The organism is Streptomyces sparsus (genome assembly GCF_054776295.1).
Genome location: NZ_BAAHCA010000022.1, coordinates 1 through 19386 on the forward strand (window position 1 = coordinate 1; position 19386 = coordinate 19386).

At 67.4% G+C, this 19386-nt stretch carries 32 protein-coding genes; 2 read left to right on the top strand and 30 right to left on the bottom strand.

Going from position 1 to position 19386, the window contains the following annotated elements; translation table 11 throughout:
- Positions 1–36: 36 nt before the first annotated feature.
- The 28 genes from rpsK to rpsJ all read right to left on the bottom strand — a co-directional run bounded on the left by rpsK (position 37) and on the right by rpsJ (position 14803).
- Complete coding sequence (gene rpsK, locus ACYVE9_RS03240) at positions 37–441, bottom strand: 30S ribosomal protein S11 (protein ID WP_004571845.1); 405 nt, start codon at positions 439–441, stop codon at positions 37–39.
- Positions 442–538: 97 nt separating this feature from the next.
- Positions 539–919, bottom strand: a complete 381-nt coding sequence (rpsM, locus tag ACYVE9_RS03245; protein WP_461026160.1) for a 30S ribosomal protein S13 — start codon at positions 917–919, stop codon at positions 539–541.
- A 193-nt stretch (positions 920–1112) separates the two neighbouring features.
- Positions 1113–1226, bottom strand: a complete 114-nt coding sequence (gene rpmJ / locus ACYVE9_RS03250) for a 50S ribosomal protein L36 (RefSeq protein WP_003956441.1) — start codon at positions 1224–1226, stop codon at positions 1113–1115.
- A gap of 58 nt (positions 1227–1284) precedes the next feature.
- Positions 1285–1506: a translation initiation factor IF-1 gene (gene infA / locus ACYVE9_RS03255; protein WP_003948620.1), complete on the bottom strand. Its 222-nt coding sequence runs from the start codon at positions 1504–1506 to the stop codon at positions 1285–1287.
- Between the two features lie 273 nt (positions 1507–1779).
- Positions 1780–2616 carry a type I methionyl aminopeptidase gene (gene map, locus ACYVE9_RS03260; protein WP_461026161.1) on the bottom strand — a complete coding sequence of 279 codons (837 nt, stop codon included), beginning with the start codon at positions 2614–2616 and terminating at the stop codon, positions 1780–1782.
- Positions 2617–2865: 249 nt separating this feature from the next.
- Positions 2866–3516 (bottom strand): adenylate kinase, encoded by a 651-nt coding sequence (locus ACYVE9_RS03265; protein ID WP_461026162.1) that lies wholly within the window; start codon positions 3514–3516, stop codon positions 2866–2868.
- Entirely contained in the window at positions 3516–4832 is a 1317-nt protein-coding gene (gene secY, locus ACYVE9_RS03270; protein WP_461026163.1) for a preprotein translocase subunit SecY, read from the bottom strand. The genes ACYVE9_RS03265 and secY overlap by 1 nt, the downstream gene beginning before the upstream one ends.
- 205 nt (positions 4833–5037) lie before the next feature.
- The gene (gene rplO / locus ACYVE9_RS03275) at positions 5038–5493 is read right to left on the bottom strand and encodes a 50S ribosomal protein L15 (RefSeq protein WP_461026164.1); all 456 of its coding nucleotides are present in this window, start codon (positions 5491–5493) and stop codon (positions 5038–5040) included.
- Between the two features lies 1 nt (position 5494).
- Positions 5495–5677, bottom strand: a complete 183-nt coding sequence (gene rpmD / locus ACYVE9_RS03280; protein WP_283990387.1) for a 50S ribosomal protein L30 — start codon at positions 5675–5677, stop codon at positions 5495–5497.
- Positions 5677–6282, bottom strand: coding sequence for a 30S ribosomal protein S5 (rpsE, locus tag ACYVE9_RS03285; RefSeq protein WP_461026165.1), 606 nt, complete (start codon positions 6280–6282; stop codon positions 5677–5679). The genes rpmD and rpsE overlap by 1 nt, the downstream gene beginning before the upstream one ends.
- Before the next feature lie 41 nt (positions 6283–6323).
- Positions 6324–6707 (bottom strand): 50S ribosomal protein L18, encoded by a 384-nt coding sequence (gene rplR, locus ACYVE9_RS03290; protein WP_461026166.1) that lies wholly within the window; start codon positions 6705–6707, stop codon positions 6324–6326.
- Positions 6708–6710: 3 nt separating this feature from the next.
- On the bottom strand, positions 6711–7250 hold the full coding sequence (gene rplF, locus ACYVE9_RS03295; protein ID WP_461026167.1) for a 50S ribosomal protein L6: 540 nt from the start codon (positions 7248–7250) through the stop codon (positions 6711–6713).
- A gap of 23 nt (positions 7251–7273) precedes the next feature.
- The gene (rpsH, locus tag ACYVE9_RS03300; protein ID WP_461026168.1) at positions 7274–7672 is read right to left on the bottom strand and encodes a 30S ribosomal protein S8; all 399 of its coding nucleotides are present in this window, start codon (positions 7670–7672) and stop codon (positions 7274–7276) included.
- A gap of 233 nt (positions 7673–7905) precedes the next feature.
- Positions 7906–8091 (bottom strand): type Z 30S ribosomal protein S14, encoded by a 186-nt coding sequence (locus ACYVE9_RS03305; protein WP_004571834.1) that lies wholly within the window; start codon positions 8089–8091, stop codon positions 7906–7908.
- 2 nt (positions 8092–8093) lie between these two features.
- Positions 8094–8651, bottom strand: a complete 558-nt coding sequence (gene rplE, locus ACYVE9_RS03310; RefSeq protein ID WP_461026169.1) for a 50S ribosomal protein L5 — start codon at positions 8649–8651, stop codon at positions 8094–8096.
- Entirely contained in the window at positions 8651–8974 is a 324-nt protein-coding gene (gene rplX / locus ACYVE9_RS03315) for a 50S ribosomal protein L24 (protein WP_461026170.1), read from the bottom strand. Before rplX ends, rplE begins: the two co-directional genes overlap by 1 nt.
- Before the next feature lie 2 nt (positions 8975–8976).
- Entirely contained in the window at positions 8977–9345 is a 369-nt protein-coding gene (rplN, locus tag ACYVE9_RS03320) for a 50S ribosomal protein L14 (RefSeq protein WP_283990396.1), read from the bottom strand.
- A 111-nt stretch (positions 9346–9456) separates the two neighbouring features.
- Positions 9457–9738 (bottom strand): 30S ribosomal protein S17, encoded by a 282-nt coding sequence (gene rpsQ / locus ACYVE9_RS03325; protein ID WP_461026171.1) that lies wholly within the window; start codon positions 9736–9738, stop codon positions 9457–9459.
- A complete protein-coding gene (rpmC, locus tag ACYVE9_RS03330) occupies positions 9735–9962 on the bottom strand; it encodes a 50S ribosomal protein L29 (protein WP_461026172.1) in 228 nt (75 codons plus the stop codon). The genes rpsQ and rpmC overlap by 4 nt, the downstream gene beginning before the upstream one ends.
- Positions 9962–10381 carry a 50S ribosomal protein L16 gene (gene rplP, locus ACYVE9_RS03335; protein ID WP_283990399.1) on the bottom strand — a complete coding sequence of 140 codons (420 nt, stop codon included), beginning with the start codon at positions 10379–10381 and terminating at the stop codon, positions 9962–9964. The genes rpmC and rplP overlap by 1 nt, the downstream gene beginning before the upstream one ends.
- A 5-nt stretch (positions 10382–10386) precedes the next feature.
- Entirely contained in the window at positions 10387–11238 is an 852-nt protein-coding gene (rpsC, locus tag ACYVE9_RS03340; protein ID WP_461026173.1) for a 30S ribosomal protein S3, read from the bottom strand.
- Entirely contained in the window at positions 11238–11585 is a 348-nt protein-coding gene (gene rplV, locus ACYVE9_RS03345; protein ID WP_283990528.1) for a 50S ribosomal protein L22, read from the bottom strand. Before rplV ends, rpsC begins: the two co-directional genes overlap by 1 nt.
- A 44-nt stretch (positions 11586–11629) precedes the next feature.
- On the bottom strand, positions 11630–11911 hold the full coding sequence (gene rpsS / locus ACYVE9_RS03350) for a 30S ribosomal protein S19 (RefSeq protein ID WP_028427761.1): 282 nt from the start codon (positions 11909–11911) through the stop codon (positions 11630–11632).
- A 12-nt stretch (positions 11912–11923) separates the two neighbouring features.
- Entirely contained in the window at positions 11924–12760 is an 837-nt protein-coding gene (gene rplB / locus ACYVE9_RS03355; protein ID WP_283990405.1) for a 50S ribosomal protein L2, read from the bottom strand.
- A gap of 39 nt (positions 12761–12799) precedes the next feature.
- Entirely contained in the window at positions 12800–13147 is a 348-nt protein-coding gene (gene rplW / locus ACYVE9_RS03360; RefSeq protein WP_461026174.1) for a 50S ribosomal protein L23, read from the bottom strand.
- Positions 13147–13830, bottom strand: a complete 684-nt coding sequence (gene rplD, locus ACYVE9_RS03365; protein WP_461026175.1) for a 50S ribosomal protein L4 — start codon at positions 13828–13830, stop codon at positions 13147–13149. The genes rplW and rplD overlap by 1 nt, the downstream gene beginning before the upstream one ends.
- A gap of 5 nt (positions 13831–13835) precedes the next feature.
- On the bottom strand, positions 13836–14480 hold the full coding sequence (gene rplC, locus ACYVE9_RS03370; protein WP_461026176.1) for a 50S ribosomal protein L3: 645 nt from the start codon (positions 14478–14480) through the stop codon (positions 13836–13838).
- A 14-nt stretch (positions 14481–14494) separates the two neighbouring features.
- A complete protein-coding gene (rpsJ, locus tag ACYVE9_RS03375) occupies positions 14495–14803 on the bottom strand; it encodes a 30S ribosomal protein S10 (protein ID WP_016473429.1) in 309 nt (102 codons plus the stop codon).
- A 933-nt stretch (positions 14804–15736) separates the two neighbouring features.
- Here rpsJ and ACYVE9_RS03380 point away from each other — a divergent pair.
- The gene (locus tag ACYVE9_RS03380) at positions 15737–16075 is read left to right on the top strand and encodes a peptidoglycan-binding domain-containing protein (RefSeq protein WP_461026177.1); all 339 of its coding nucleotides are present in this window, start codon (positions 15737–15739) and stop codon (positions 16073–16075) included.
- 82 nt (positions 16076–16157) lie between these two features.
- Here the strand turns inward: ACYVE9_RS03380 and ACYVE9_RS03385 are convergent, their stop codons facing one another.
- Positions 16158–17510, bottom strand: coding sequence for a vanadium-dependent haloperoxidase (locus tag ACYVE9_RS03385; RefSeq protein ID WP_461026178.1), 1353 nt, complete (start codon positions 17508–17510; stop codon positions 16158–16160).
- Positions 17511–18022: 512 nt separating this feature from the next.
- Here ACYVE9_RS03385 and ACYVE9_RS03390 point away from each other — a divergent pair.
- Positions 18023–18745 (top strand): S1 family peptidase, encoded by a 723-nt coding sequence (locus ACYVE9_RS03390; protein WP_461026179.1) that lies wholly within the window; start codon positions 18023–18025, stop codon positions 18743–18745.
- Positions 18746–18809: 64 nt separating this feature from the next.
- Here the strand turns inward: ACYVE9_RS03390 and ACYVE9_RS03395 are convergent.
- Positions 18810–19386 (bottom strand): MmyB family transcriptional regulator (locus tag ACYVE9_RS03395; protein ID WP_461026180.1); only part of this gene is annotated, 577 nt, incomplete at its 5' end.

A 19386-nucleotide genomic window follows, 5' to 3' on the forward strand; every position in this document is an offset into this window, starting at 1 on the left:
GTGCGGGCGGGCACTCGCGTGCCGCCCGCATCCGGGTCAGACGCGGCGGCGCTTGGGGGGACGGCAGCCGTTGTGCGGGGTGGGCGTGACGTCCTGGATCGAGCCGACCTCGAGGCCGGTGGCCTGGAGGGAGCGGATCGCGGTCTCACGGCCGGAGCCGGGACCCTTGACGAACACGTCGACCTTGCGCATGCCGTGCTCCTGCGCGCGGCGGGCAGCGGACTCGGCGGCCATCTGCGCCGCGAACGGCGTCGACTTGCGCGAGCCCTTGAAGCCCACGTGACCGGCCGAGGCCCAAGAGATCACGTTGCCGGTCGGGTCGGTGATGGAAACGATGGTGTTGTTGAACGTGCTCTTGATGTGAGCGTGCCCGTGGGCGACGTTCTTCTTCTCCTTGCGGCGCACCTTTTTGGCGCCGGCCGTACGGCCCTTCGGAGGCATATGGTTCTTCTCCCGTGGAGGTGGTCGGTCCTACAGCTCGGACCGCATGCGGGTCTGGGGGCGGACCCCAGTCGGTCGCAACAGCGTCCGGTGCGGACTACTTCTTGCCCGGCTTCTTCTTGCCGGCGATCGCGCGACGCGGGCCCTTGCGGGTGCGGGCGTTGGTCTTGGTGCGCTGGCCACGGACGGGGAGACCGCGGCGGTGACGCAGACCCTCGTAGTTGCCGATCTCGACCTTGCGACGGATGTCGGCCTGGATCTCGCGACGGAGGTCACCCTCGGTCTGGAAATTGGCGTCCACGTAGTCGCGGAGCTTGATGAGGTCTTCCTCGGCGAGGTCGCGGACCCGGGTGTCCGGGTTGACGCCCGTGTTCGCCAGGGCTTCCTGGGATCGGGTGCGGCCGATGCCGAAGACGTACGTGAGGGCGACCTCCACACGCTTTTCGCGCGGGAGGTCAACGCCTGCAAGGCGTGCCATTTACGTGGCTCCTGGTGGCTATTCGGAGGTCTGGCGCAGCACCGTTCCCGTAAGGCTCCATCAGCGTTACGAGCCGGGTCCCCGGCCTCCGAGCCGGGGGTGTCGTCCCCACACTTCACGTGGGGGGTCGGGTGACTGCGTTTTTGATTATCGCTTGCGTCGCGCGAAGTACCTGCGAGGTGCGGGTCGTGCGTCAGCCCTGGCGCTGCTTGTGGCGCAGGTTGTCGCAGATGACCATGACCCGGCCGTGACGGCGGATCACCTTGCACTTGTCGCAGATCTTCTTGACGCTCGGCTTGACCTTCATGGGATGTGAGGTTCTCCGGGTCATGCCACCACCCCGCGGAACGAGGCGCCGGCTCGATCTACTTGTAGCGGTAGACGATCCGTCCACGCGTCAGGTCGTAGGGAGAGAGCTCCACCACGACCCGGTCGTCGGGAAGGATACGGATGTAGTGCATCCGCATCTTGCCGCTGATGTGCGCGAGGACCTGGTGCCCGTTTTGGAGCTCCACCTTGAACATCGCGTTCGGGAGAGACTCGACGACGGTGCCCTCGATCTCGATGGCCCCTTGTTTTTTGGCCATGCTTGAGCGCTTCACCTTCCGTGGATCGGCTACCTGTGATCGGTCCGGGCATACGGATACACCAGGACCGACGAGCCAGTCTACGCCAGCGACCCCGGAAAGACGAATCCGGGGATTCTCCCCCGCATGCAAGATCCTTAAGCGGGACGAAGCGGCTCAGGACGCCGAATACGGCGGATCAGGACATCACCGGCCCACGCCGCCGTCGGCCGGGCCCCGGCCCCCGACGTCACGCCTCGACGCCGTTCCGGCTCCCCACCGACCCGTCTCGCGTCACGCCAGCGGGTCGGGTGCCGCCTCGATGCCGTACTCGGCGAGCTTCGCCCGGCCGCCGTCCGGTGAGGTCAGCACCAGCGGGCCCTGCTCGGTCAGCGCGACCGAGTGCTCCCAGTGGCTGGACCAGCTGCCGTCGTTCGTCTTGACCGTCCACTCGTCGGCGAGCACGTGCGTCTTCGGCGTGCCCAGGCTCACCATCGGCTCGATCGCCAGGCACATGCCGGGAACCAGCTTCGGGCCCTTGCCGCGGCGCCGGTCGACGTAGTTCAGCAGGTGCGGGTCCATGTGCATCTGGCTGCCGATGCCGTGGCCGCCGTAGTCCTCGACGATGCCGTACTTACCGGAGGACGGACGCGGCTGACGCCGGATGTAGCCCTCGACGGCCTTGGAGATGTCCACCAGCCGGTTGCCCTTGCGCATCGCGGCGATACCGGCCCACATGGACTCCTCGGTGACCCGGCTCAGCTCCACCACCTCCGCGGAGTGCCCCTCCCCCACGAACACCGTCAGCGCCGCGTCGCCGTGCCAGCCGTCGATGATCGCGCCGGCGTCGATCGAGAGCAGGTCGCCCGACTGCAGGACCGTCTCCCGGTCGGGGATGCCGTGCACCACCACGTCGTTGACCGAGGTGCAGATGTTGCCGGTGAAGCCGCCGTAGCCGAGGAAGTTCGGCTTGGCTCCGTGATCGGCCAGCACCTTCGCGGCCACCTCGTCGAGGTCCTTGGTGGTGGCCCCCGGCACCGCCGCCTCCTTGCAGGCGCGGTGCATCGCGGCGACCACCAGCCCCGCCGCACGCATCTTCGCGATCTGCTCGGGGGTCTTGAGCTCCACCATGGGGACTGCGCCTTCCTCAACTGTTGTCGTGATACATGCCTCACGGCAGCCGTGCCGGCGGCGGTGCCACCGCCCGGTGCCCTGCCGGCCGTCGGGGCCGGGCCGGGCCTCACCGACGGACCGCCGGCCACCCGGCGGATCGGCGATCCGCCTCGGGCTCCCCGCGCGTCGGGCTGCGGGCCGCCCCCACTACACGATACGGCGGCGGCGCCCACCAGGGCACCGCCGCCGTATCGGAGCGAACGTCCGTCAGTCGCGCTTCAGCGCCACCATCGCCCGACGCGTCACCTCGGAGACCTCGGCGAGCGCCGGGATCGTCGTCACCAGGTCCTGAGCCTTGTAGTAGTCGATGATCGGCTCGGTCTCGGTGTGGTAGACCTCGAGGCGCTTGCGCACGGTGTCCTCGCGGTCGTCCTCGCGCTGGTACAGCTCACCGCCGCACACGTCGCAGACCCCGTCCGCCTTCGACGGGCTGTAGACGACGTGGAAGATGTGGCTGCTGTCCTTGCGGCACATCCGGCGGCCGGCGATCCGCTTGACCACCTCGTCCTCGGGGACCTCCAGGTCGAGCACCGCGTCCAGCGACAGGCCGCTCTCCTTGAGGATCACGTCCAGCGCCTCGGCCTGCGCCAGGTTCCGCGGGAAGCCGTCGAGCAGGAAGCCGTGCTCGGCGTCCGGCTGCTCCATGCGGTCCTTGGCCATGCCGATGGTGACCTCGTCCGGCACCAGCCGGCCCTCGTCCATGAACGCCTTCGCCTGCTGCCCCAGCGGGGTGCCCTGGCTGATGTTCGCCCGGAAGAGGTCACCGGTGGAGATGTGCGGGATGCCGAGAGTCCGGGCGAGCAACGCGGCCTGCGTGCCCTTTCCCGCACCAGGCGGCCCAACGAGGAGGATACGCATCAGCGGAGGAACCCTTCGTAGTTGCGCTGCTGGAGTTGGCTCTCAATCTGCTTCACGGTCTCCAGACCGACGCCCACGATGATGAGGATGCTTGTTCCGCCGAACGGGAACTCGCCCTGTGCGTTGAACGCGATCAGTGCGACTGTCGGGACCAGGGCGATCAGACCGAGGTAGATCGACCCGGGCCAGGTGATGCGGTTCAGCACGTAGCTCAGGTACTCCGCCGTGGGACGGCCGGCCCGGATGCCCGGGATGAAGCCACCATACTTCTTCATGTTGTCTGCAACTTCTTCGGGGTTGAAGGAGATGGAGACGTAGAAGAACGCGAAGAAGACGATCAGCAGGAAGTACGTGACGATGTAGATCGGCGCGTCCTGGCTCTGGAAGTTCTGCTGGATCCAGTCCGCCCAGCCCGACTGCGAACCGCTGAACTGGACGATCAGCGCCGGGATGTAGAGCAGCGACGAGGCGAAGATGACCGGGATCACACCGGCCTGGTTCACCTTGAGCGGGATGTAGGTGGACGTACCGCCGTAGGAACGGCGGCCGATCATGCGCTTGGCGTACTGCACCGGGATCCTGCGCTGCGCCTGCTCGACGAAGACGACCAGGCCGACCATCGCGAGACCGCAGATGATCACCGTGCCGAACTCGATCCAGCCGTCGGCCAGCGTGCCGGACTCCTTGATCGCCCACAGCGCGGCGGGGAAGCCCGCGGCGATGGAGACGAACATCAGGATCGACATGCCGTTGCCGATGCCCTTGTCGGTGACGAGCTCGCCCAGCCACATGATGAGCGCGGTGCCCGCGGTCATCGTGATCACCATGGAGATGATGGTGAACATGGAGGGGTCGGGCACGATCTGGTCGCCGACCGTGCAGCCCTGGAAGAGGGTGCCGCTGCGGGCGGTCGCCACCAGGCCGGTGGCCTGGAGCACGGCGAGAGCCATGGTCAGGTAGCGGGTGTACTGGGTGATCTTGCCCTGGCCGGACTGACCCTCCTTCTTGAGGGCCTCCAGCCGCGGGATGACCACGACCAGCAGCTGCAGAATGATGCTCGCCGTGATGTACGGCATGATTCCGAGCGCGAAGATGGTGATCTGCATCAGCGCGCCACCGCTGAACATGTTCACCAGGTCGAAGAGGCCCTTGTCCCCGCTCTGCGCCTGATCCATACAGATCTGGACGTTCTCGTAGCTGACGCCCGGAACCGGGACGTGCGCTCCCAGCCGGAAGAGCACGATGATGCCCAGCGTGAACAGCAGCTTCTTGCGCAGGTCGGGCGTCTTGAACGCCCGGGCGAACGCGCTGAGCACGGTACCTCCTGCGCCCCCCGCGTGTGGCGCGAGAGGTGACGGTCTTGTTGTAACGACGGATGAGAAAAACGGTCAGCGTTCGCGCCGTTCAACGACGCGAATGCGGGCAGTGCCCGCCACCATACCGGCGACAGGCCTTCCCTAGGAACGACCAACCGGGGATGCCCGTTCCTGGGCATCCCCGGTTGGTGTCACGCCATCATGCTCAGACGAGCTCGGTGACGGTACCGCCGGCGGCGGTGATCTTCTCCTTGGCGGAACCGGAGACGGCGTCGACCGTCACCTGGAGCGCCACGGAGACGTCGCCGGAACCCAGCACCTTCACGAGGCTGTTCTTGCGCACCGCACCCTTGTCGACCAGGTCGGCGACGGTGACCTCACCGCCCTCGGGGTAGAGGGAGGCGAGCTTGTCCAGGTTCACCACCTGGTACTCGGTACGGAACGGGTTCTTGAAGCCCTTGAGCTTGGGCAGCCGCATGTGCAGCGGCATCTGCCCACCCTCGAAGCGCTCCGGAACCTGGTAGCGGGCCTTGGTGCCCTTGGTACCACGACCGGCCGTCTTACCCTTGGACGCCTCACCACGACCCACGCGGGTCTTGGCGGTCTTGGCGCCCGGGGCCGGACGGAGGTTGTGGACCTTCAGCGGCTTCTGCTCCGCCATCTCAGTCGACCTCCTCGACCGTCACGAGGTGCCGCACGGTGTGAACCATGCCGCGGAACTCGGGGCGGTCTTCCTTGACGACCACATCGTTGACACGCTTCAGACCGAGGGTCCGCAGCGTCTCACGGTGGTTCTTCTTCGTCCCGATAACGGACTTCGTCTGGGTGACCTTGAGCTGAGCCATCACGCGCTCACCCCAGCCCGCGCCCGCAGCAGGGCTGCGGGAGCGACGTCCTCCAGAGGCAGGCCACGGCGGGCGGCGATCTCCTCGGGGCGCTGAAGGCCCTTCAGAGCGGCCACCGTGGCGTGCACGATGTTGATCGGGTTCGACGAGCCGAGCGACTTGCTGAGCACGTCGTGGATACCGGCGCACTCCAGCACGGCACGCACCGGGCCACCGGCGATGACGCCGGTACCGGGGGAAGCCGGCTTGAGCAGAACGACGCCGGCCGCCTTCTCACCCTGGAAGGGGTGCGGAATGGTGCCCTGGATCCGGGGGACCTTGAAGAAGTTCTTCTTGGCCTCCTCAACACCCTTGGCGATGGCGGCCGGAACCTCCTTCGCCTTGCCGTATCCGACACCCACGGTGCCGTCACCGTCGCCCACCACGACCAGCGCGGTGAAGCTGAAGCGACGACCACCCTTCACGACCTTGGCGACGCGGTTGATCGCGACGACGCGCTCGACGTACGCGGTCTTGTCGGCAGACTGACCGCCGCCTCGCCCGTCCTTACGGTCCCGCCGCTCGCCGCCACCGGCGCCGCCTCCGCGGCGCTGGGGTCCAGCCATTGGAATTACCTCTCTCTATGTCCGCTAGCTACGGAACCGGCTCAGAACTTGAGCCCGGCTTCGCGGGCGGCGTCGGCCAGGGCAGCGATGCGCCCGGCGTACTTGTTGCCACCGCGGTCGAAGACGACAGTCTCGACACCGGCGGCCTTGGCACGCTCAGCGAGCAGTGCACCGACCTGCTTGGCCTGCGCGCTCTTGTCACCCTCGCCACCGCGGACGGAGACGTCAAGCGACGAGGCGGAGGCCAGCGTGTGGCCTGCGATGTCGTCGATGACCTGGGCGACCATGTGCCTGTTGGAGCGGGTCACGACCAGCCGCGGGCGCTCGGGCGTACCCGAGATCCTCTTGCGGATCCGGATGTGCCGGCGCTTGGCGGCGGTCCGCTTGTACGCGTCGCCCTTGGCGATCTTCACGCCGTATGCCATGGCTTACTTACCCGCCTTTCCGACCTTGCGGCGGATGACTTCGCCCTCGTACTTGACGCCCTTGGCCTTGTACGGGTCGGGCTTCCGCAGCTTGCGGATGTTCGCGGCGACCTCGCCGACCTTCTGCTTGTCGATGCCCTCGACGCTCAGCTTGGTCGGGGACTCGACCTTGAAGCTGATGCCCTCGGGGGCCTCGATCAGGATCGGGTGGCTGTATCCCAGCGCGAACTCCAGGTTGGAGCCCTTCGCCTGGACGCGGTAGCCGACACCGCTGATCTCGAGACGCTTGTTGTATCCCTGGGTCACGCCAGTGATCATGTTCGCCACCAGCGTGCGGGACAGGCCGTGCAGGGCCTTGTTCCGGCTCTCGTCGTTCGGGCGGGAGACGACAATCGCGCCGTCCTCACCCTTGGCGACCTCGATCGGCGCGACCACGGTGTGCGAGAGGGAACCCTTGGGGCCCTTCACCGCGACCGTGCGGCCATCGATGGTGACGTCCACACCGGCGGGAACCTGGATGGGGAGCTTGCCGATTCGCGACATGGCTTTTCCTCCGTTCCCTTCCGCTACCAGACGTAGGCGAGGACTTCCCCACCCACGCCCTTCTTGCTGGCCTGCTTGTCGGTGAGGAGCCCGTGGGACGTGGAGATGATCGCCACGCCCAGGCCGCCGAGCACCTTCGGCAGGTTGGTGGACTTTGCGTAGACCCGGAGGCCAGGCTTCGAGATGCGCTTGATGCCGGCGATCGAGCGCTCGCGGTTGGGGCCGAACTTCAGCTCGAGGATCAGGGACTTGCCGACGGTGGCGTCCTCGACCTTCCAGCCGGTGATGTAGCCCTCCTGCTGGAGGATCTCCGCGATGTGCGACTTGATCTTGCTGTGCGGCATCACGACGTCGTCGTGGTAAGCCGAGTTCGCGTTCCGCAGACGAGTCAGCATGTCTGCGATCGGATCGGTCATGGTCATGTGATGGCCTTCGGCCTCTCTCGCCGGGGTTTCCTGTATGCGCCATCCCTCTCCCCGCTCATCGGCGGGACGGGTGCGGCACGGGGACCTACGGCGTAGTAAGCGACTTGAGCGGGTCCTGCCCGCGTGCGGTCACGGGCGGCGGGCGCCCAACCCCACAAGCCTACGGCATGTGAGGCGGGCCCCCGCCGGCCAGAGTGCTTACCGAGAGTTCCCAGCGTCCCTGTCGGGGACTACCAGGAGCTCTTGGTCACGCCCGGCAGCTCGCCGCGGTGTGCCATCTCACGGAGGCACACACGGCACAGGCCGAACTTGCGGTAGACGGAGTGGGGCCGGCCACAGCGCTGGCAGCGCGTGTACGCACGCACCGCGAACTTCGGCTTGCGGGCGGCCTTAGCGATCAGAGCCTTCTTCGCCACGGTCAGTTCTCCTTGAACGGGAAGCCGAGGTGACGAAGAAGGGCGCGGCCCTCGTCGTCGTTGGTCGCCGTGGTGACCACGGTGATGTCCATGCCCCGGACCCGGTCGATCTTGTCCTGGTCGATCTCGTGGAACATGACCTGCTCCGTGAGACCGAAGGTGTAGTTGCCCCGGCCGTCGAACTGCTTCGGCGACAGACCGCGGAAGTCGCGGATGCGCGGCAGCGCGAGCGACAGCAGGCGGTCCAGGAACTCCCACATCCGGTCGCCGCGCAGCGTCACGTGGCAACCGATCGGCTGACCCTCGCGCAGCTTGAACTGCGCGATGGACTTCCGGGCCTTGGTGACGGCCGGCTTCTGACCGGTGATCGTGGTGAGGTCGCGGATGGCGCCCTCGATCAGCTTGGAGTCGCGGGCGGCGTCGCCCACACCCATGTTGACCACGATCTTGGTGAGACCGGGCGTCTGCATGACGTTCTCGTACTTGAACTCGTCGTGCAGCTTGCTCTTGATCTCTTCGCGGTAGCGCAGCTTCAGGCGCGGCGCAGTGGTGGCAGTCATCAGATGTCCTCACCGGTCCGCTTGGCAACGCGGATCTTGTTGCCGTCCTCGTCGAAGCGGTACCCGACGCGGGTGACGACCTTGTTGCCGTCCTTCTCCACGATGAGCTGAACGTTGCTCACGTGGATGGGGGCCTCGGTCGTCACGATGCCGCCGGTCTTCGAACCACGGGCGGTCTGGCCGGCCTTCGTGTGCTTCTTGACCCGGTTGACACCCTCGACCAGGACGCGGTCCTCGCGGGGGAAGGCCACGATGACCTTGCCCTGCTTGCCCTTGTCCTTGCCGGTGATGACCTGAACCAGGTCGCCCTTCTTGATCTTCATGCTCACAGCACCTCCGGCGCGAGCGAGATGATCTTCATGAACTTCTTGTCGCGCAGCTCACGGCCCACGGGGCCGAAGATACGGGTGCCGCGGGGGTCGCCGTCGTTCTTCAGAATGACGGCGGCGTTCTCGTCGAAACGGATGTAGGAACCGTCGGGACGGCGGCGCTCCTTCACGGTGCGCACGATGACCGCCTTGATGACGTCACCCTTCTTCACGTTGCCACCGGGGATCGCATCCTTCACGGTGGCAACGATCACGTCGCCGATGCCCGCGTAGCGGCGACCGGAACCACCGAGAACACGGATGCAAAGGATCTCCTTCGCACCAGTGTTGTCGGCGACACGCAGTCGCGACTCCTGCTGGATCACGTCTATCTCCTGATCGTCTGCCGGTTCCCGGCAGGGGCGCCCGGAAATCGGGTCGGCCCCTGCCGAGCCTGGCGGAACTGAAATCCCGAGCGGACTCGGAACCTTATGGGGTTACTTCGCCTTCTCGAGGATCTCGACGATGCGCCAACGCTTGGTGGCGGACAGCGGCCGGGTCTCCATGAGGAGGACACGGTCGCCGACACCGGCGGCGTTCTGCTCGTCGTGCGCCTTGAGCTTGTTCGTACGGCGGATGACCTTGCCGTACAGGGCGTGCTTGACGCGGTCCTCGACAGCGACAACGACGGTCTTGTCCATCTTGTCGCTGACGACCAGACCCTCACGGGTCTTGCGGTCGCCGCGCTGGCTGTTTGCAGTCACATTCGTCTCGCTCATGAAGCGCTCTCCACCGTCTCGATGCCGAGCTCGCGCTCACGCATCAGGGTGTAGATCCGGGCGATGTCCTTACGAACGACCTTGAGCCGGCCGTTGTTCTCGAGCTGTCCGGTCGCCGCCTGGAAGCGGAGCTTGAACAGCTCCTCCTTGGCCTCGCGCAGCTTGACGAGAATCTCCTCGTCACTCAGCTCACGGAGCTCACTGGCCTTGGTTCCGGCCGCCATCACGACTCACCTGCCTCGCGCCGAACGATCCGGCACTTCATCGGAAGCTTGTGAGCAGCGCGGATGAGCGCCTCACGAGCAATCTTCTCGTTCGGGTAGGACAGCTCGAACATCACCCGACCGGGCTTGACGTTCGCGACCCACCACTCCGGCGAACCCTTACCGGAACCCATGCGGGTCTCGGCAGGCTTCTTCGTCAGCGGACGGTCCGGGTAGATGTTGATCCAGACCTTTCCGCCACGCTTGATGTGACGAGTCATGGAGATACGAGCTGCCTCGATCTGCCGGTTCGTCACGTACGCGGGGGTGACGGCCTGGATACCGTACTCGCCGAAAGCAAGCTCGGTACCGCCCTTGGCCATACCACTGCGCTTCGGGTGGTGCTGCTTGCGGTGCTTGACCCTGCGCGGGATCAGCATGACGGTCAGGCCTCCGTTCCGCCGGTAGAAGTGGACGCAGCCTCCGCCGCCGGAGCAGCGGTGGCGTCACCCTTGGGTGCCGCCGCGGCCTCGGCCGGCGCGTGCTGCGGCTTGCGACCGCCGCGACCGCCGCGCTCGCCACCGCGACGCGGACGGTCACTGCCGCCGCCACCGCCACGGGACGGACGGTTGCCGGCACGCGCCGCGGCGTTCTCGGCGCGGACCTCGGCGATGTTCTTGACGTCGCCCTTGTAGATCCAGACCTTCACACCGATGCGGCCGAAGGTCGTCTTGGCCTCGAAGAAGCCGTAGTCGACGTTGGCACGCAGGGTGTGCAGGGGCACACGGCCCTCGCGGTAGAACTCCGAGCGGGACATCTCGGCGCCGCCGAGGCGACCGCCGCACTGGATCTTGATGCCCTTGGCGCCGGCCTTCATCGTCGACTGCATGCTCTTGCGCATGGCCCGACGGAAGGAGACCCGGGACGAGAGCTGCTCGGCGACGGCCTGGGCCACCAGCTGAGCGTCCGTCTCGGGGTTCTTGACCTCGAGGATGTTGAACTGGATCTGCTTGCCCGTGAGCTTCTCGAGCTTGCCGCGGATCCGCTCGGCCTCGGCACCACGACGGCCGATCACGATGCCCGGACGGGCGGTGTGAACGTCGACGCGCACCCGGTCACGGGTCCGCTCGATCTCGACCTTGGAGATGCCGGCCCGCTCCATGCCCTGCGTGAGCAGGCGGCGGATCTCGACGTCTTCCTTGACGTAGTCCTTGTACAGCTTGTCGGCGTACCACCGGGACTTGAAGTCCGTGGTGATGCCGAGCCGGAACCCGTGCGGGTTAACCTTCTGGCCCATTACCGGGTTCCTTCCTTGCTGCTGACGACCACCGTGATGTGGCTGGTCCGCTTACGGATCCGGTAGGCGCGGCCCTGCGCACGCGGCCGGAACCGCTTGAGGGTCGGGCCCTCGTCGACGTACGCCTCGGAGATGACGAGGCTGTCGGCGTCGGTGTGGTCGTAGTTGTGCGCGGCGTTGGCAATGGCGCTGTCAAGCACCTTGCCCACCGGCACACTCGCGGCCTGCGGAGTGAAACGCAGGACCGCCTGAGCCTCCGTGGCGTCCATGCCACGGATGAGGTCCACCACCCGGCGGGCCTTCATGGGCGTGACGCGCACGTAGCGCGCCTGGGCCCTGGCTTCCATGGTTGTCCCTTCGGTGTAAGTCATGGTCTTCGCACTCCGCCCGATCAGCGACGACGGGACTTGCGGTCGTCCTTCACGTGGCCGCGGAAGGTGCGGGTCGGCGCGAACTCGCCAAGCTTGTGGCCGACCATCGACTCGGTGACGAACACCGGGACGTGCTTGCGGCCGTCATGCACCGCGATCGTGTGGCCGAGCATGGCCGGGACGATCATGGAGCGGCGGGACCAGGTCTTGATGACGTTCTTGGAGCCGGCCTCGTTCTGTACGTCCACCTTCTTGCTCAGGTGGTCGTCGACGAAGGGCCCCTTCTTGAGACTGCGCGGCATCTAAACCCGCTCCTAGCGCTTCTTGTTCGTCTTGCGGCGGCGGACGATGTACTTGTTGCTGGCCTTCTTCGGCGAGCGAGTACGTCCTTCCTTCTTGCCCCACGGCGAGACCGGGTGCCGGCCACCGGAGGTACGACCCTCACCACCACCGTGCGGGTGGTCGATCGGGTTCATGACCACACCGCGGACGGTCGGGCGAACGCCCTTCCAGCGCATACGGCCGGCCTTGCCCCAGTTGATGTTCGACTGCTCGGCGTTGCCGACCTCGCCAACGGTGGCGCGGCAGCGGACGTCGACCAGCCGGATCTCACCGGACGGCATGCGCAGGTGGGCCATCGAGCCCTCCCGCGCCAGCAGCTGCACGGAGGCACCCGCGGAGCGGGCGAACTTCGCACCGCCGCCGGGCCGCAGCTCGATGGCGTGCAGCACGGTACCGACGGGGATGTTGCGCAGCGGCAGGTTGTTGCCCGGCTTGATGTCGGCGCCCGGACCGTTCTCGACGCGGTCGCCCTGCTTCATGCCGGCCGGCGCGAGGATGTAGCGCTTCTCGCCGTCGGCGTAGTGCAGCAGCGCGATGCGCGCGGTGCGGTTGGGGTCGTACTCGATGTGCGCGACCTTGGCCGGCACGCCGTCCTTGTCGTGACGACGGAAGTCGATCACTCGGTAGGCGCGCTTGTGGCCACCGCCCTGGTGGCGAACGGTCACACGACCGGCGTTGTTACGGCCGCCCTTGCTGTGCAGCGGGCGGACCAGCGACTTCTCCGGCGTGGACCGCGTGATCTCGACGAAGTCGGCGACGCTGGAGCCACGACGGCCCGGGGTCGTCGGCTTGTACTTGCGGATACCCATTTCTCAGTCCTCGTCCGATATCGGACGACTCGACCTCCGTCAGGAGACCGGGCCGCCGAAGATGTCGATACGGTCGCCCTCGGCGAGGGTCACGATGGCGCGCTTGGTGTCCTTGCGCTTGCCGAAACCGGTGCGGGTGCGCTTGCGCTTGCCCTGCCGGTTGATCGTGTTGACCCCAGTGACCTTGACCTGGAAGACCGCCTCGACGGCCTGCCGGATCTGGGTCTTGTTCGCACGCGGGTCGACGATGAACGTGTACTTGTTCTCGTCCAGCAGTGCGTAGCTCTTCTCGGAGACCACCGGCTTGACCAGGATGTCACGGGGGTCCGTGAAGGTCTTGCTGGTGACCTCGGCTGCCTCTGCCTTGACGGCAGTGGTCTCGCTCATCAGGCGTCGCTCCCTTCGAGCTCGGCCTCGGAGGCGGTGGCCTTGCCGGCCGCAGCCGGTCCGGCCACGAAGGACTCGAAGGCGGCCTTCGTGAAGACCACGTCGTCGGAGACGAGCACGTCGTACGTGTTCAGCTGGCCCGGCTCCAGGATGTGCACCTGGGGCAGGTTGCGGGCGGACAGCCACGCGGCCTCGTCGGTCCGCTCGGCGACCAGGAGCAGGTGCTTGCGCTCGCTGATCCGGCCGAACAGGGTCCGGGCGGCCTTCGTGGACGCGTCACCCTCGACCACGCCGGAGACGACGTGGATGCGGTTGTTGCGGGCCCGGTCGGAGAGGGCACCGCGCAGGGCGGCGGCCTTCATCTTCTTGGGGGTCCGCTGCGAGTAGTCGCGCGGCTGCGGGCCGTGGACGACGCCACCGCCGGCGAACTGCGGCGCGCGGGTCGAGCCCTGACGGGCGCGACCGGTGCCCTTCTGGCGGTAGGGCTTGCGCCCACCACCGCGGACCTCGCCACGGGTCTTGGTCTTGTGCGTGCCCTGGCGGGCCGCTGCCAGCTGGGCGACGACGACCTGGTGGATCAGCGGAACGCTGACCTGGGTGTCGAAGATCTCCGCGGGGAGGTCGACGGTCCCGGTCTTGTCGCCTGCCGGCGAAAGAATGTCGATGCTGGTCGGGGTACTCATGTTCCTCAGACCCCCTTGGCCGCGGTACGGACCAGGACGAGGCCGCCGTTCGGACCGGGAACCGCGCCCTTGATGAGGAGCAGGCCCTTCTCCGCGTCAACGGCGTGGACGGTCAGGTTCTGGGTGGTGACCCGCTCGTTGCCCATACGGCCGGCCATGCGCATGCCCTTGAAGACCCGGCCCGGGGTGGCGCAGCCACCGATCGAACCCGGCTTGCGGTGCACGCGGTGCGCGCCGTGGGAGGCCTTGCCGCCGTGGAAGCCGTGACGCTTCATGACACCGGCGGTGCCCTTGCCCTTGGACTTGCCGGTCACGTCCACCCGGACACCGGACTCGAACACCTCAGCGGTGATCTCCTGGCCCAGGGTGTACTCGCTGGCGTCCGCGGTGCGGAGCTCCACGAGGTGACGGCGCGGCGTGACGTCGGCCTTGGTGAAGTGGCCCTTGAGGGGCTTGTTCACCTTGCGCGGGTCGATCTCGCCGAAGGCGATCTGGACGGCTTCGTAGCCGTCCTTGTCTGCACTGCGCACCTGGGTGACGACACAGGGACCGGCCTTGACCACAGTGACCGGGACGACACGGTTGTTCTCGTCCCAGACCTGGGTCATGCCGAGCTTCTCGCCCAGGACGCCCTTGATCTGCTTAGCCATTTCTTCCCGACCCCTCAGAGCTTGATCTCGATGTCGACGCCGGCCGGAAGGTCCAGGCGCATCAGCGAGTCAACGGTCTTGGGCGTCGGGTCGAGGATGTCGATCAGGCGCTTGTGGGTACGCATCTCGAAGTGCTCGCGCGAGTCCTTGTACTTGTGCGGCGACTTGATGACGCAGTACACGTTCTTCTCAGTGGGCAGCGGCACCGGGCCCGCGACCGACGCACCAGTACGCGTCACCGTTTCGACGATCTTCTTCGCCGAGTTGTCGATGACCTCGTGGTCGTAGGCCTTGAGCCGGATGCGGATCTTCTGTCCCGCCATGGCTACTTCGTAGTCCTGTCTCTCGTAACGCTCTGGAACCCGGTGCTTCCCGCTCCACCTCCGACCCACGCGGTCGGGCGTGTCGCTCCCCTTCCCGTACGTCTCCGCAGGGAGATCTCCTTGGCAAAGGAAGCTGGGGGAAGAAACCCACCGGATGCCTGGCTGGAAGCCCCTCCTGCGCTTCCCGGAAGATTCCCGTACGTCCGCCCCTGATAAGGAGCGACGAGTACGTTGGGACTCGCTTCCGGTCCTCCCGGCGGGAGGCGCACAGCATCGGCACTCAACCGAGCAACCTGGACAGTGTGCCATATGGGGCAGACCCCATGCCAATCGGTCTCGGCACGCCTCGACGCGCTCCTCGCGGAGGAGGGCGGAGGACGGTGACCGAGCCACCTCCCGGGCGCTTACCACGCCCCGGGACCGCCCGGCGAGTGGGGTGTCACGTGACCCCGCCCTCACCGGCTTCGGCACAAGCCTACCCCTCGCGCCCCAGTTCCAATCCGACCCCACGCGGGCGACGGCTCGTGTGCCCGCCCGAACGACGGCTCCGCGGGCGGCGACACCACGGGGTGACCCTGGTCCGCGCACGCTCCGTCCGGTCCACCCGCGCGTCCGTCCGGTCCGCGGGCGCGTGCCCGTCCCGAATCCGCGGGCGCGCGCTTATCCGGGGCCGCGGATCGGAAACGGGCACGCACCTGTCCGGGATTTCGGGTGACGCGGGCCACAGGCGCGGAAGGGATTGTTCCTCTCCTGCGGCGGACAGGGTGCATTCGATCAATTCCCATCGCGTCATGAACGAGTCACGGACCAGAAAGAGGGCGTATGTTCCTGCGCAAGAGAGCCGCTGTGATGGTTTGCTCCGCCGCTTTGGCAGGTGGCGCGCTGTTCGCCGGGCCACCCGCGTTCGCGGCCCCCGCCGGAGCGGAGAACTCCGTGGCGGCCGCACCGGCGGCAGCCGTCGACGGATTCAACTGCGAAAAACCGTACGTTCGGGACACCACGGCTTACAACGGTTACACCGCCGGGTATTCGTGGGCCTGGAACGTGGAAGTGGCCATCGGCTACAACAACGACCAGTACAGCGGCCGGGTCAAGGAGATCCAGTGCCTGGTGAACAACCTGTGGGGCTATGACGCCGGGGCCGAGGACGGGTTCTTCGGCCCGACCACCGAGGCGGCGATCAAGGCGTTCCAGCAGGACGTGGGACTGGCCGTCGACGGCATCGTCGGACCCAACACGTGGCGCGTCCTGCGCATCGGCTACCAGAAGTAGCCCGGTACGCACCACGGAAGGAGCCCGCCCCCTGAGGGGCGGGCTCCTTCGCTTGTGCGAACACGCAGGTGGAGCAGCTCGGTCAGATGGTGTTGGCCATGACGTAGGCGGCCACCTTGTCGCCCAGCACCAGCCCCTGCTCGGCGTCCGCGCGGAAGTGGACACCGAGGTAGATGCGGCTCTCCGCGTTCTCCCGCGCGATCTCGGAGAACGAGTCGAAGGAGCGCACGACGTCCTGCGCGAAGGGGTCGACGGTCGTCGCCTCGAGGGTGTAGTCGAACGTGTCGCTGCCGGTGTACCGCTTCATGACGCCGGCCCAGGCGGCCGCGTAGGTGGCGTGCCCGGAGACGTAGGCGGGGAACGGCGGCGAGAAGTGGTTGCCGTCCAGGTCCGCGGAGAGCGGCTGCCAGTCGGGGTCCTGGGTGGTGGCCGGGTTCCCGTCGGTGTCGGCCTGCCGGATCGCCGTCTCGGGGCGCCAGAGGTCCACCTCGGTGAGGTACTTGGCGTCCCACGCCGCGACGCCGGCGTCCGCCAGCGCTATGGACACCAGCGCGTACAGCCGAGCCGTCCTGAGCGGCCCGTCCCCGGCCCACTGCTTCTCGACGATGTCGTTGGTGAGGGCGTACAGGTGCCCGGGCGCCTTGTAGGTGCCGTCCAGGTCGTTGGCCCAGAAGTGGGCGATCTCCGTCTGCTCCGCCGTGCGCTTCGTGGTGGCGGTGTCCGCGCCCCCGTACTCCTGCACCTCCTTGAGTTCGGCCGCGTACTGGGCGCTGGTCAGCGCCGGGGGCAGCGGCGGGCGGAACCGGGAGCCGTACTCGATGCCGAACGGCTTCACGCGCCCCCAGTTGGGCGTCAGCGGCGGCACACCGTCGGAGGTGGGACGCCAGTCGCCGGGCTGGTCACCGATCGCGTACGGGGCGTCGATGGACGAGGCGTCCCTGCCGCGCAGGAACGTGATGGCCCGGGAGGTCTTCTCGCCGATGTCCTTTCCGGTGGCGAACGCCTCGTCGGTGGTGGGCGGTGCCATGTCGAGCGCCGTCGCGAACTCGTCGGAGAAGTCGAGGTCGGGCAGTGCCTCGCTCAGTACGCCGTAGGCGGCGTGGTCGATGGCCGCCTCGAGTGAACCTCCCTCGCCGGACGTCGGTCTGATGACGTACGGCTCGCCGATCGGCTCCACGGCGTTCACCGCGTCGTATATCGCCACGTTCATCATCGCGCCGGCCCTGGCCAGTGCACCCGGGGTGGCCCGGGAATCCCTGGAGTCCTGGAAACCCTCCACCAGAACCTTGTTCCAGTACAGGACGTGATCACTCTCCTGCGGTACCGCCGCGGCGGTTCCGGGAAGGGCGGCCACGTTGACGCCGCCCAGCAACAGAACGCCGGCTAGCACAAACACCTTACTTTTGTCCCCGCCGGTCTTGATTTTCCGTGCCACGTTTATTCACCTTCCGTGCCATTCGAACACTCGGTGGTCGTTTTCCTGCGTGATCCCGTGGTTACTGCTCATCCGGGCACGGACGGACACATTCCGATGTCGTGACCTGGGTCACGTGCTATATCAGATATATCGCTAATGGCATCCAATAGGAGAGAGGAAATCCGCTGAGGTGATTTCTGGAAGCAGGATGGAAACAGGAAGGGCCAATGCCCCGAGGGCCACGCTCGTGTTGACGCCCCGCGCCCCGGCCGCTCCCCACGCCCGGCCACGTTCTGCGTCTCGGCCACGCTCCCCGCACCCCGGCCACCCCCGACGCCTCGGCTCGCGACGCCGGCCGGGGGCTGCCGTCCCAGCCTTGCCGGGTGCCCTTGGGGACGGACCGGCTGGTGGGCGCGGGTATAACACCGCGTTATGGCCAGATGTGAGTACCCAGTTGAATGTTCATCGGCAACTCTGGACGCGCAACCCCCCACCACACGCCCCCAGCGTGTCTGTCGAAGCGAGGAAACTTGCGAATATCCAGGCTCCTTCCTGCCCTGCTGGCCGCAGTGGTCTCCGTCCTGGCCCTCCTGGTCCCCACGGCCACCGCCGCCACCGCCCCCGCCCCACCGAGCACCAAGGTCGTCCAGCCGATCATCGGCGGCGGACACGCTCCGAGCGGACCCTGGGCCGCCCGCCTGTTCTCCAACGGCCGCGAGACCTGCTCCGCCACGATCATCGCGCCCACCTGGGTGCTGACCGCCAAGCACTGCGTGACCGGCGGCGGACTGTCGTTCCGGATCGGCAGCCTCGACCAGCACAGCGGCGGAACCGTCGCGAACGGCGTCCAGACCTACAACCACAGCTCGGACCTGTCCCTGGTCCGGCTCGACCGGTCCGTCAACGCGACCTACGCCCGCCTCGGCCAGCCCGGCTCGGTCCGGGTCGGCCAGAACGTGCAGGTCTACGGCTGGGGCGCCACCTCCCGGTGCGGCTCCGAGGCCAACTGCCAGTCCCGCTACCTCAAGGTCGCGAACGTCACCGTGACCGGAGGCTGCCGTGACGCCTACGGCGGCTCGGCGATCTGTGCCCGCCGGGGCGACGGCATCACCGCCGGCGGCGACTCGGGCGGCCCGATGATGGCCAACGGCATCCAGGTCGGCGTCGCGTCCACCAGCGACCGGCAGACCACCACCGCGTACACGAACGTGACCGCCTACCGCTCCTGGATCCAGTCGGTGACGGGCATCTGACCCACCCCTCCCCAGCAGGACGAGCCGGTGCCTCCCACTTCCGCGGAGGCATCGGCTCCCCGCGTCAGACGGGTGAACGCCCCGTCACCGCCCAGCTGCCGAGGAGCTTGAGGGCGGTCTCCGCCGTTCGGTCGGCGGCGACGAAGACGACGAGTGACTGGCCGTCGTCCCCGGGCAGGCCGAACGTCTCGTAGTCGAGGTCGAAGCGGCCGACGGCCGGGTGGTCGAAGCGCTTGGTGCCGTGCGTCTTCTCCAGCACCTCCTGCTCCGCCCACAACCGGCGGAACTCGTCGCTGCGTTCGCTGAGTTCGGCGACCAGGTGGCAGAGCCGGACGTCCCCGGCGTGACGCGCGGCGGCGAACCGCAGGAAGCCGACGGTCTGCCGCGCCACGTCGTCCCACCGCGGGTACAACTCCCGGGCGGTGGCGCTGAGAAAGATGTGACGGGCGATGTTGGGTGTGCCGGCCGGCGCCTCGGCGAAGCCCGGGACCAGTGCGTACGCCAGGTCGTTCGCGGCGAGCACGTCCATACCGGGCGCCAGCACGTACGCCGGCGTGGCCCCCACCGCCTCCAGCAGACGCCGCAACCGCGGGCGTGCCCGGGCCGGTTCGGGCGTCGACGACTCGCCGCGCGCCGCCCGG

Coding starts and splice junctions, on each gene's coding strand:
- rpsK (WP_004571845.1), bottom strand. CDS start 441: ATGCCTCCGAAGGGCCGTACGGCCGGCGCCAAAAAGGTGCGCCGCAAG.
- rpsM (WP_461026160.1), bottom strand. CDS start 919: ATGGCACGCCTTGCAGGCGTTGACCTCCCGCGCGAAAAGCGTGTGGAG.
- rpmJ (WP_003956441.1), bottom strand. CDS start 1,226: ATGAAGGTCAAGCCGAGCGTCAAGAAGATCTGCGACAAGTGCAAGGTG.
- infA (WP_003948620.1), bottom strand. CDS start 1,506: ATGGCCAAAAAACAAGGGGCCATCGAGATCGAGGGCACCGTCGTCGAG.
- map (WP_461026161.1), bottom strand. CDS start 2,616: ATGGTGGAGCTCAAGACCCCCGAGCAGATCGCGAAGATGCGTGCGGCG.
- ACYVE9_RS03265 (WP_461026162.1), bottom strand. CDS start 3,516: ATGCGTATCCTCCTCGTTGGGCCGCCTGGTGCGGGAAAGGGCACGCAG.
- rplO (WP_461026164.1), bottom strand. CDS start 5,493: ATGGCGGAGCAGAAGCCGCTGAAGGTCCACAACCTCCGTCCGGCCCCG.
- rpmD (WP_283990387.1), bottom strand. CDS start 5,677: ATGGCTCAGCTCAAGGTCACCCAGACGAAGTCCGTTATCGGGACGAAG.
- rpsE (WP_461026165.1), bottom strand. CDS start 6,282: ATGGCTGGACCCCAGCGCCGCGGAGGCGGCGCCGGTGGCGGCGAGCGG.
- rplR (WP_461026166.1), bottom strand. CDS start 6,707: ATGGCATACGGCGTGAAGATCGCCAAGGGCGACGCGTACAAGCGGACC.
- rplF (WP_461026167.1), bottom strand. CDS start 7,250: ATGTCGCGAATCGGCAAGCTCCCCATCCAGGTTCCCGCCGGTGTGGAC.
- rpsH (WP_461026168.1), bottom strand. CDS start 7,672: ATGACCATGACCGATCCGATCGCAGACATGCTGACTCGTCTGCGGAAC.
- rplE (WP_461026169.1), bottom strand. CDS start 8,651: ATGACTGCCACCACTGCGCCGCGCCTGAAGCTGCGCTACCGCGAAGAG.
- rplX (WP_461026170.1), bottom strand. CDS start 8,974: ATGAAGATCAAGAAGGGCGACCTGGTTCAGGTCATCACCGGCAAGGAC.
- rpsQ (WP_461026171.1), bottom strand. CDS start 9,738: ATGAGCGAGACGAATGTGACTGCAAACAGCCAGCGCGGCGACCGCAAG.
- rpmC (WP_461026172.1), bottom strand. CDS start 9,962: ATGGCGGCCGGAACCAAGGCCAGTGAGCTCCGTGAGCTGAGTGACGAG.
- rplP (WP_283990399.1), bottom strand. CDS start 10,381: ATGCTGATCCCGCGCAGGGTCAAGCACCGCAAGCAGCACCACCCGAAG.
- rpsC (WP_461026173.1), bottom strand. CDS start 11,238: ATGGGCCAGAAGGTTAACCCGCACGGGTTCCGGCTCGGCATCACCACG.
- rplV (WP_283990528.1), bottom strand. CDS start 11,585: ATGGAAGCCAGGGCCCAGGCGCGCTACGTGCGCGTCACGCCCATGAAG.
- rpsS (WP_028427761.1), bottom strand. CDS start 11,911: ATGCCGCGCAGTCTCAAGAAGGGGCCCTTCGTCGACGACCACCTGAGC.
- rplB (WP_283990405.1), bottom strand. CDS start 12,760: ATGGGTATCCGCAAGTACAAGCCGACGACCCCGGGCCGTCGTGGCTCC.
- rplW (WP_461026174.1), bottom strand. CDS start 13,147: ATGAGCGAGACCACTGCCGTCAAGGCAGAGGCAGCCGAGGTCACCAGC.
- rplD (WP_461026175.1), bottom strand. CDS start 13,830: ATGAGTACCCCGACCAGCATCGACATTCTTTCGCCGGCAGGCGACAAG.
- rplC (WP_461026176.1), bottom strand. CDS start 14,480: ATGGCTAAGCAGATCAAGGGCGTCCTGGGCGAGAAGCTCGGCATGACC.
- rpsJ (WP_016473429.1), bottom strand. CDS start 14,803: ATGGCGGGACAGAAGATCCGCATCCGGCTCAAGGCCTACGACCACGAG.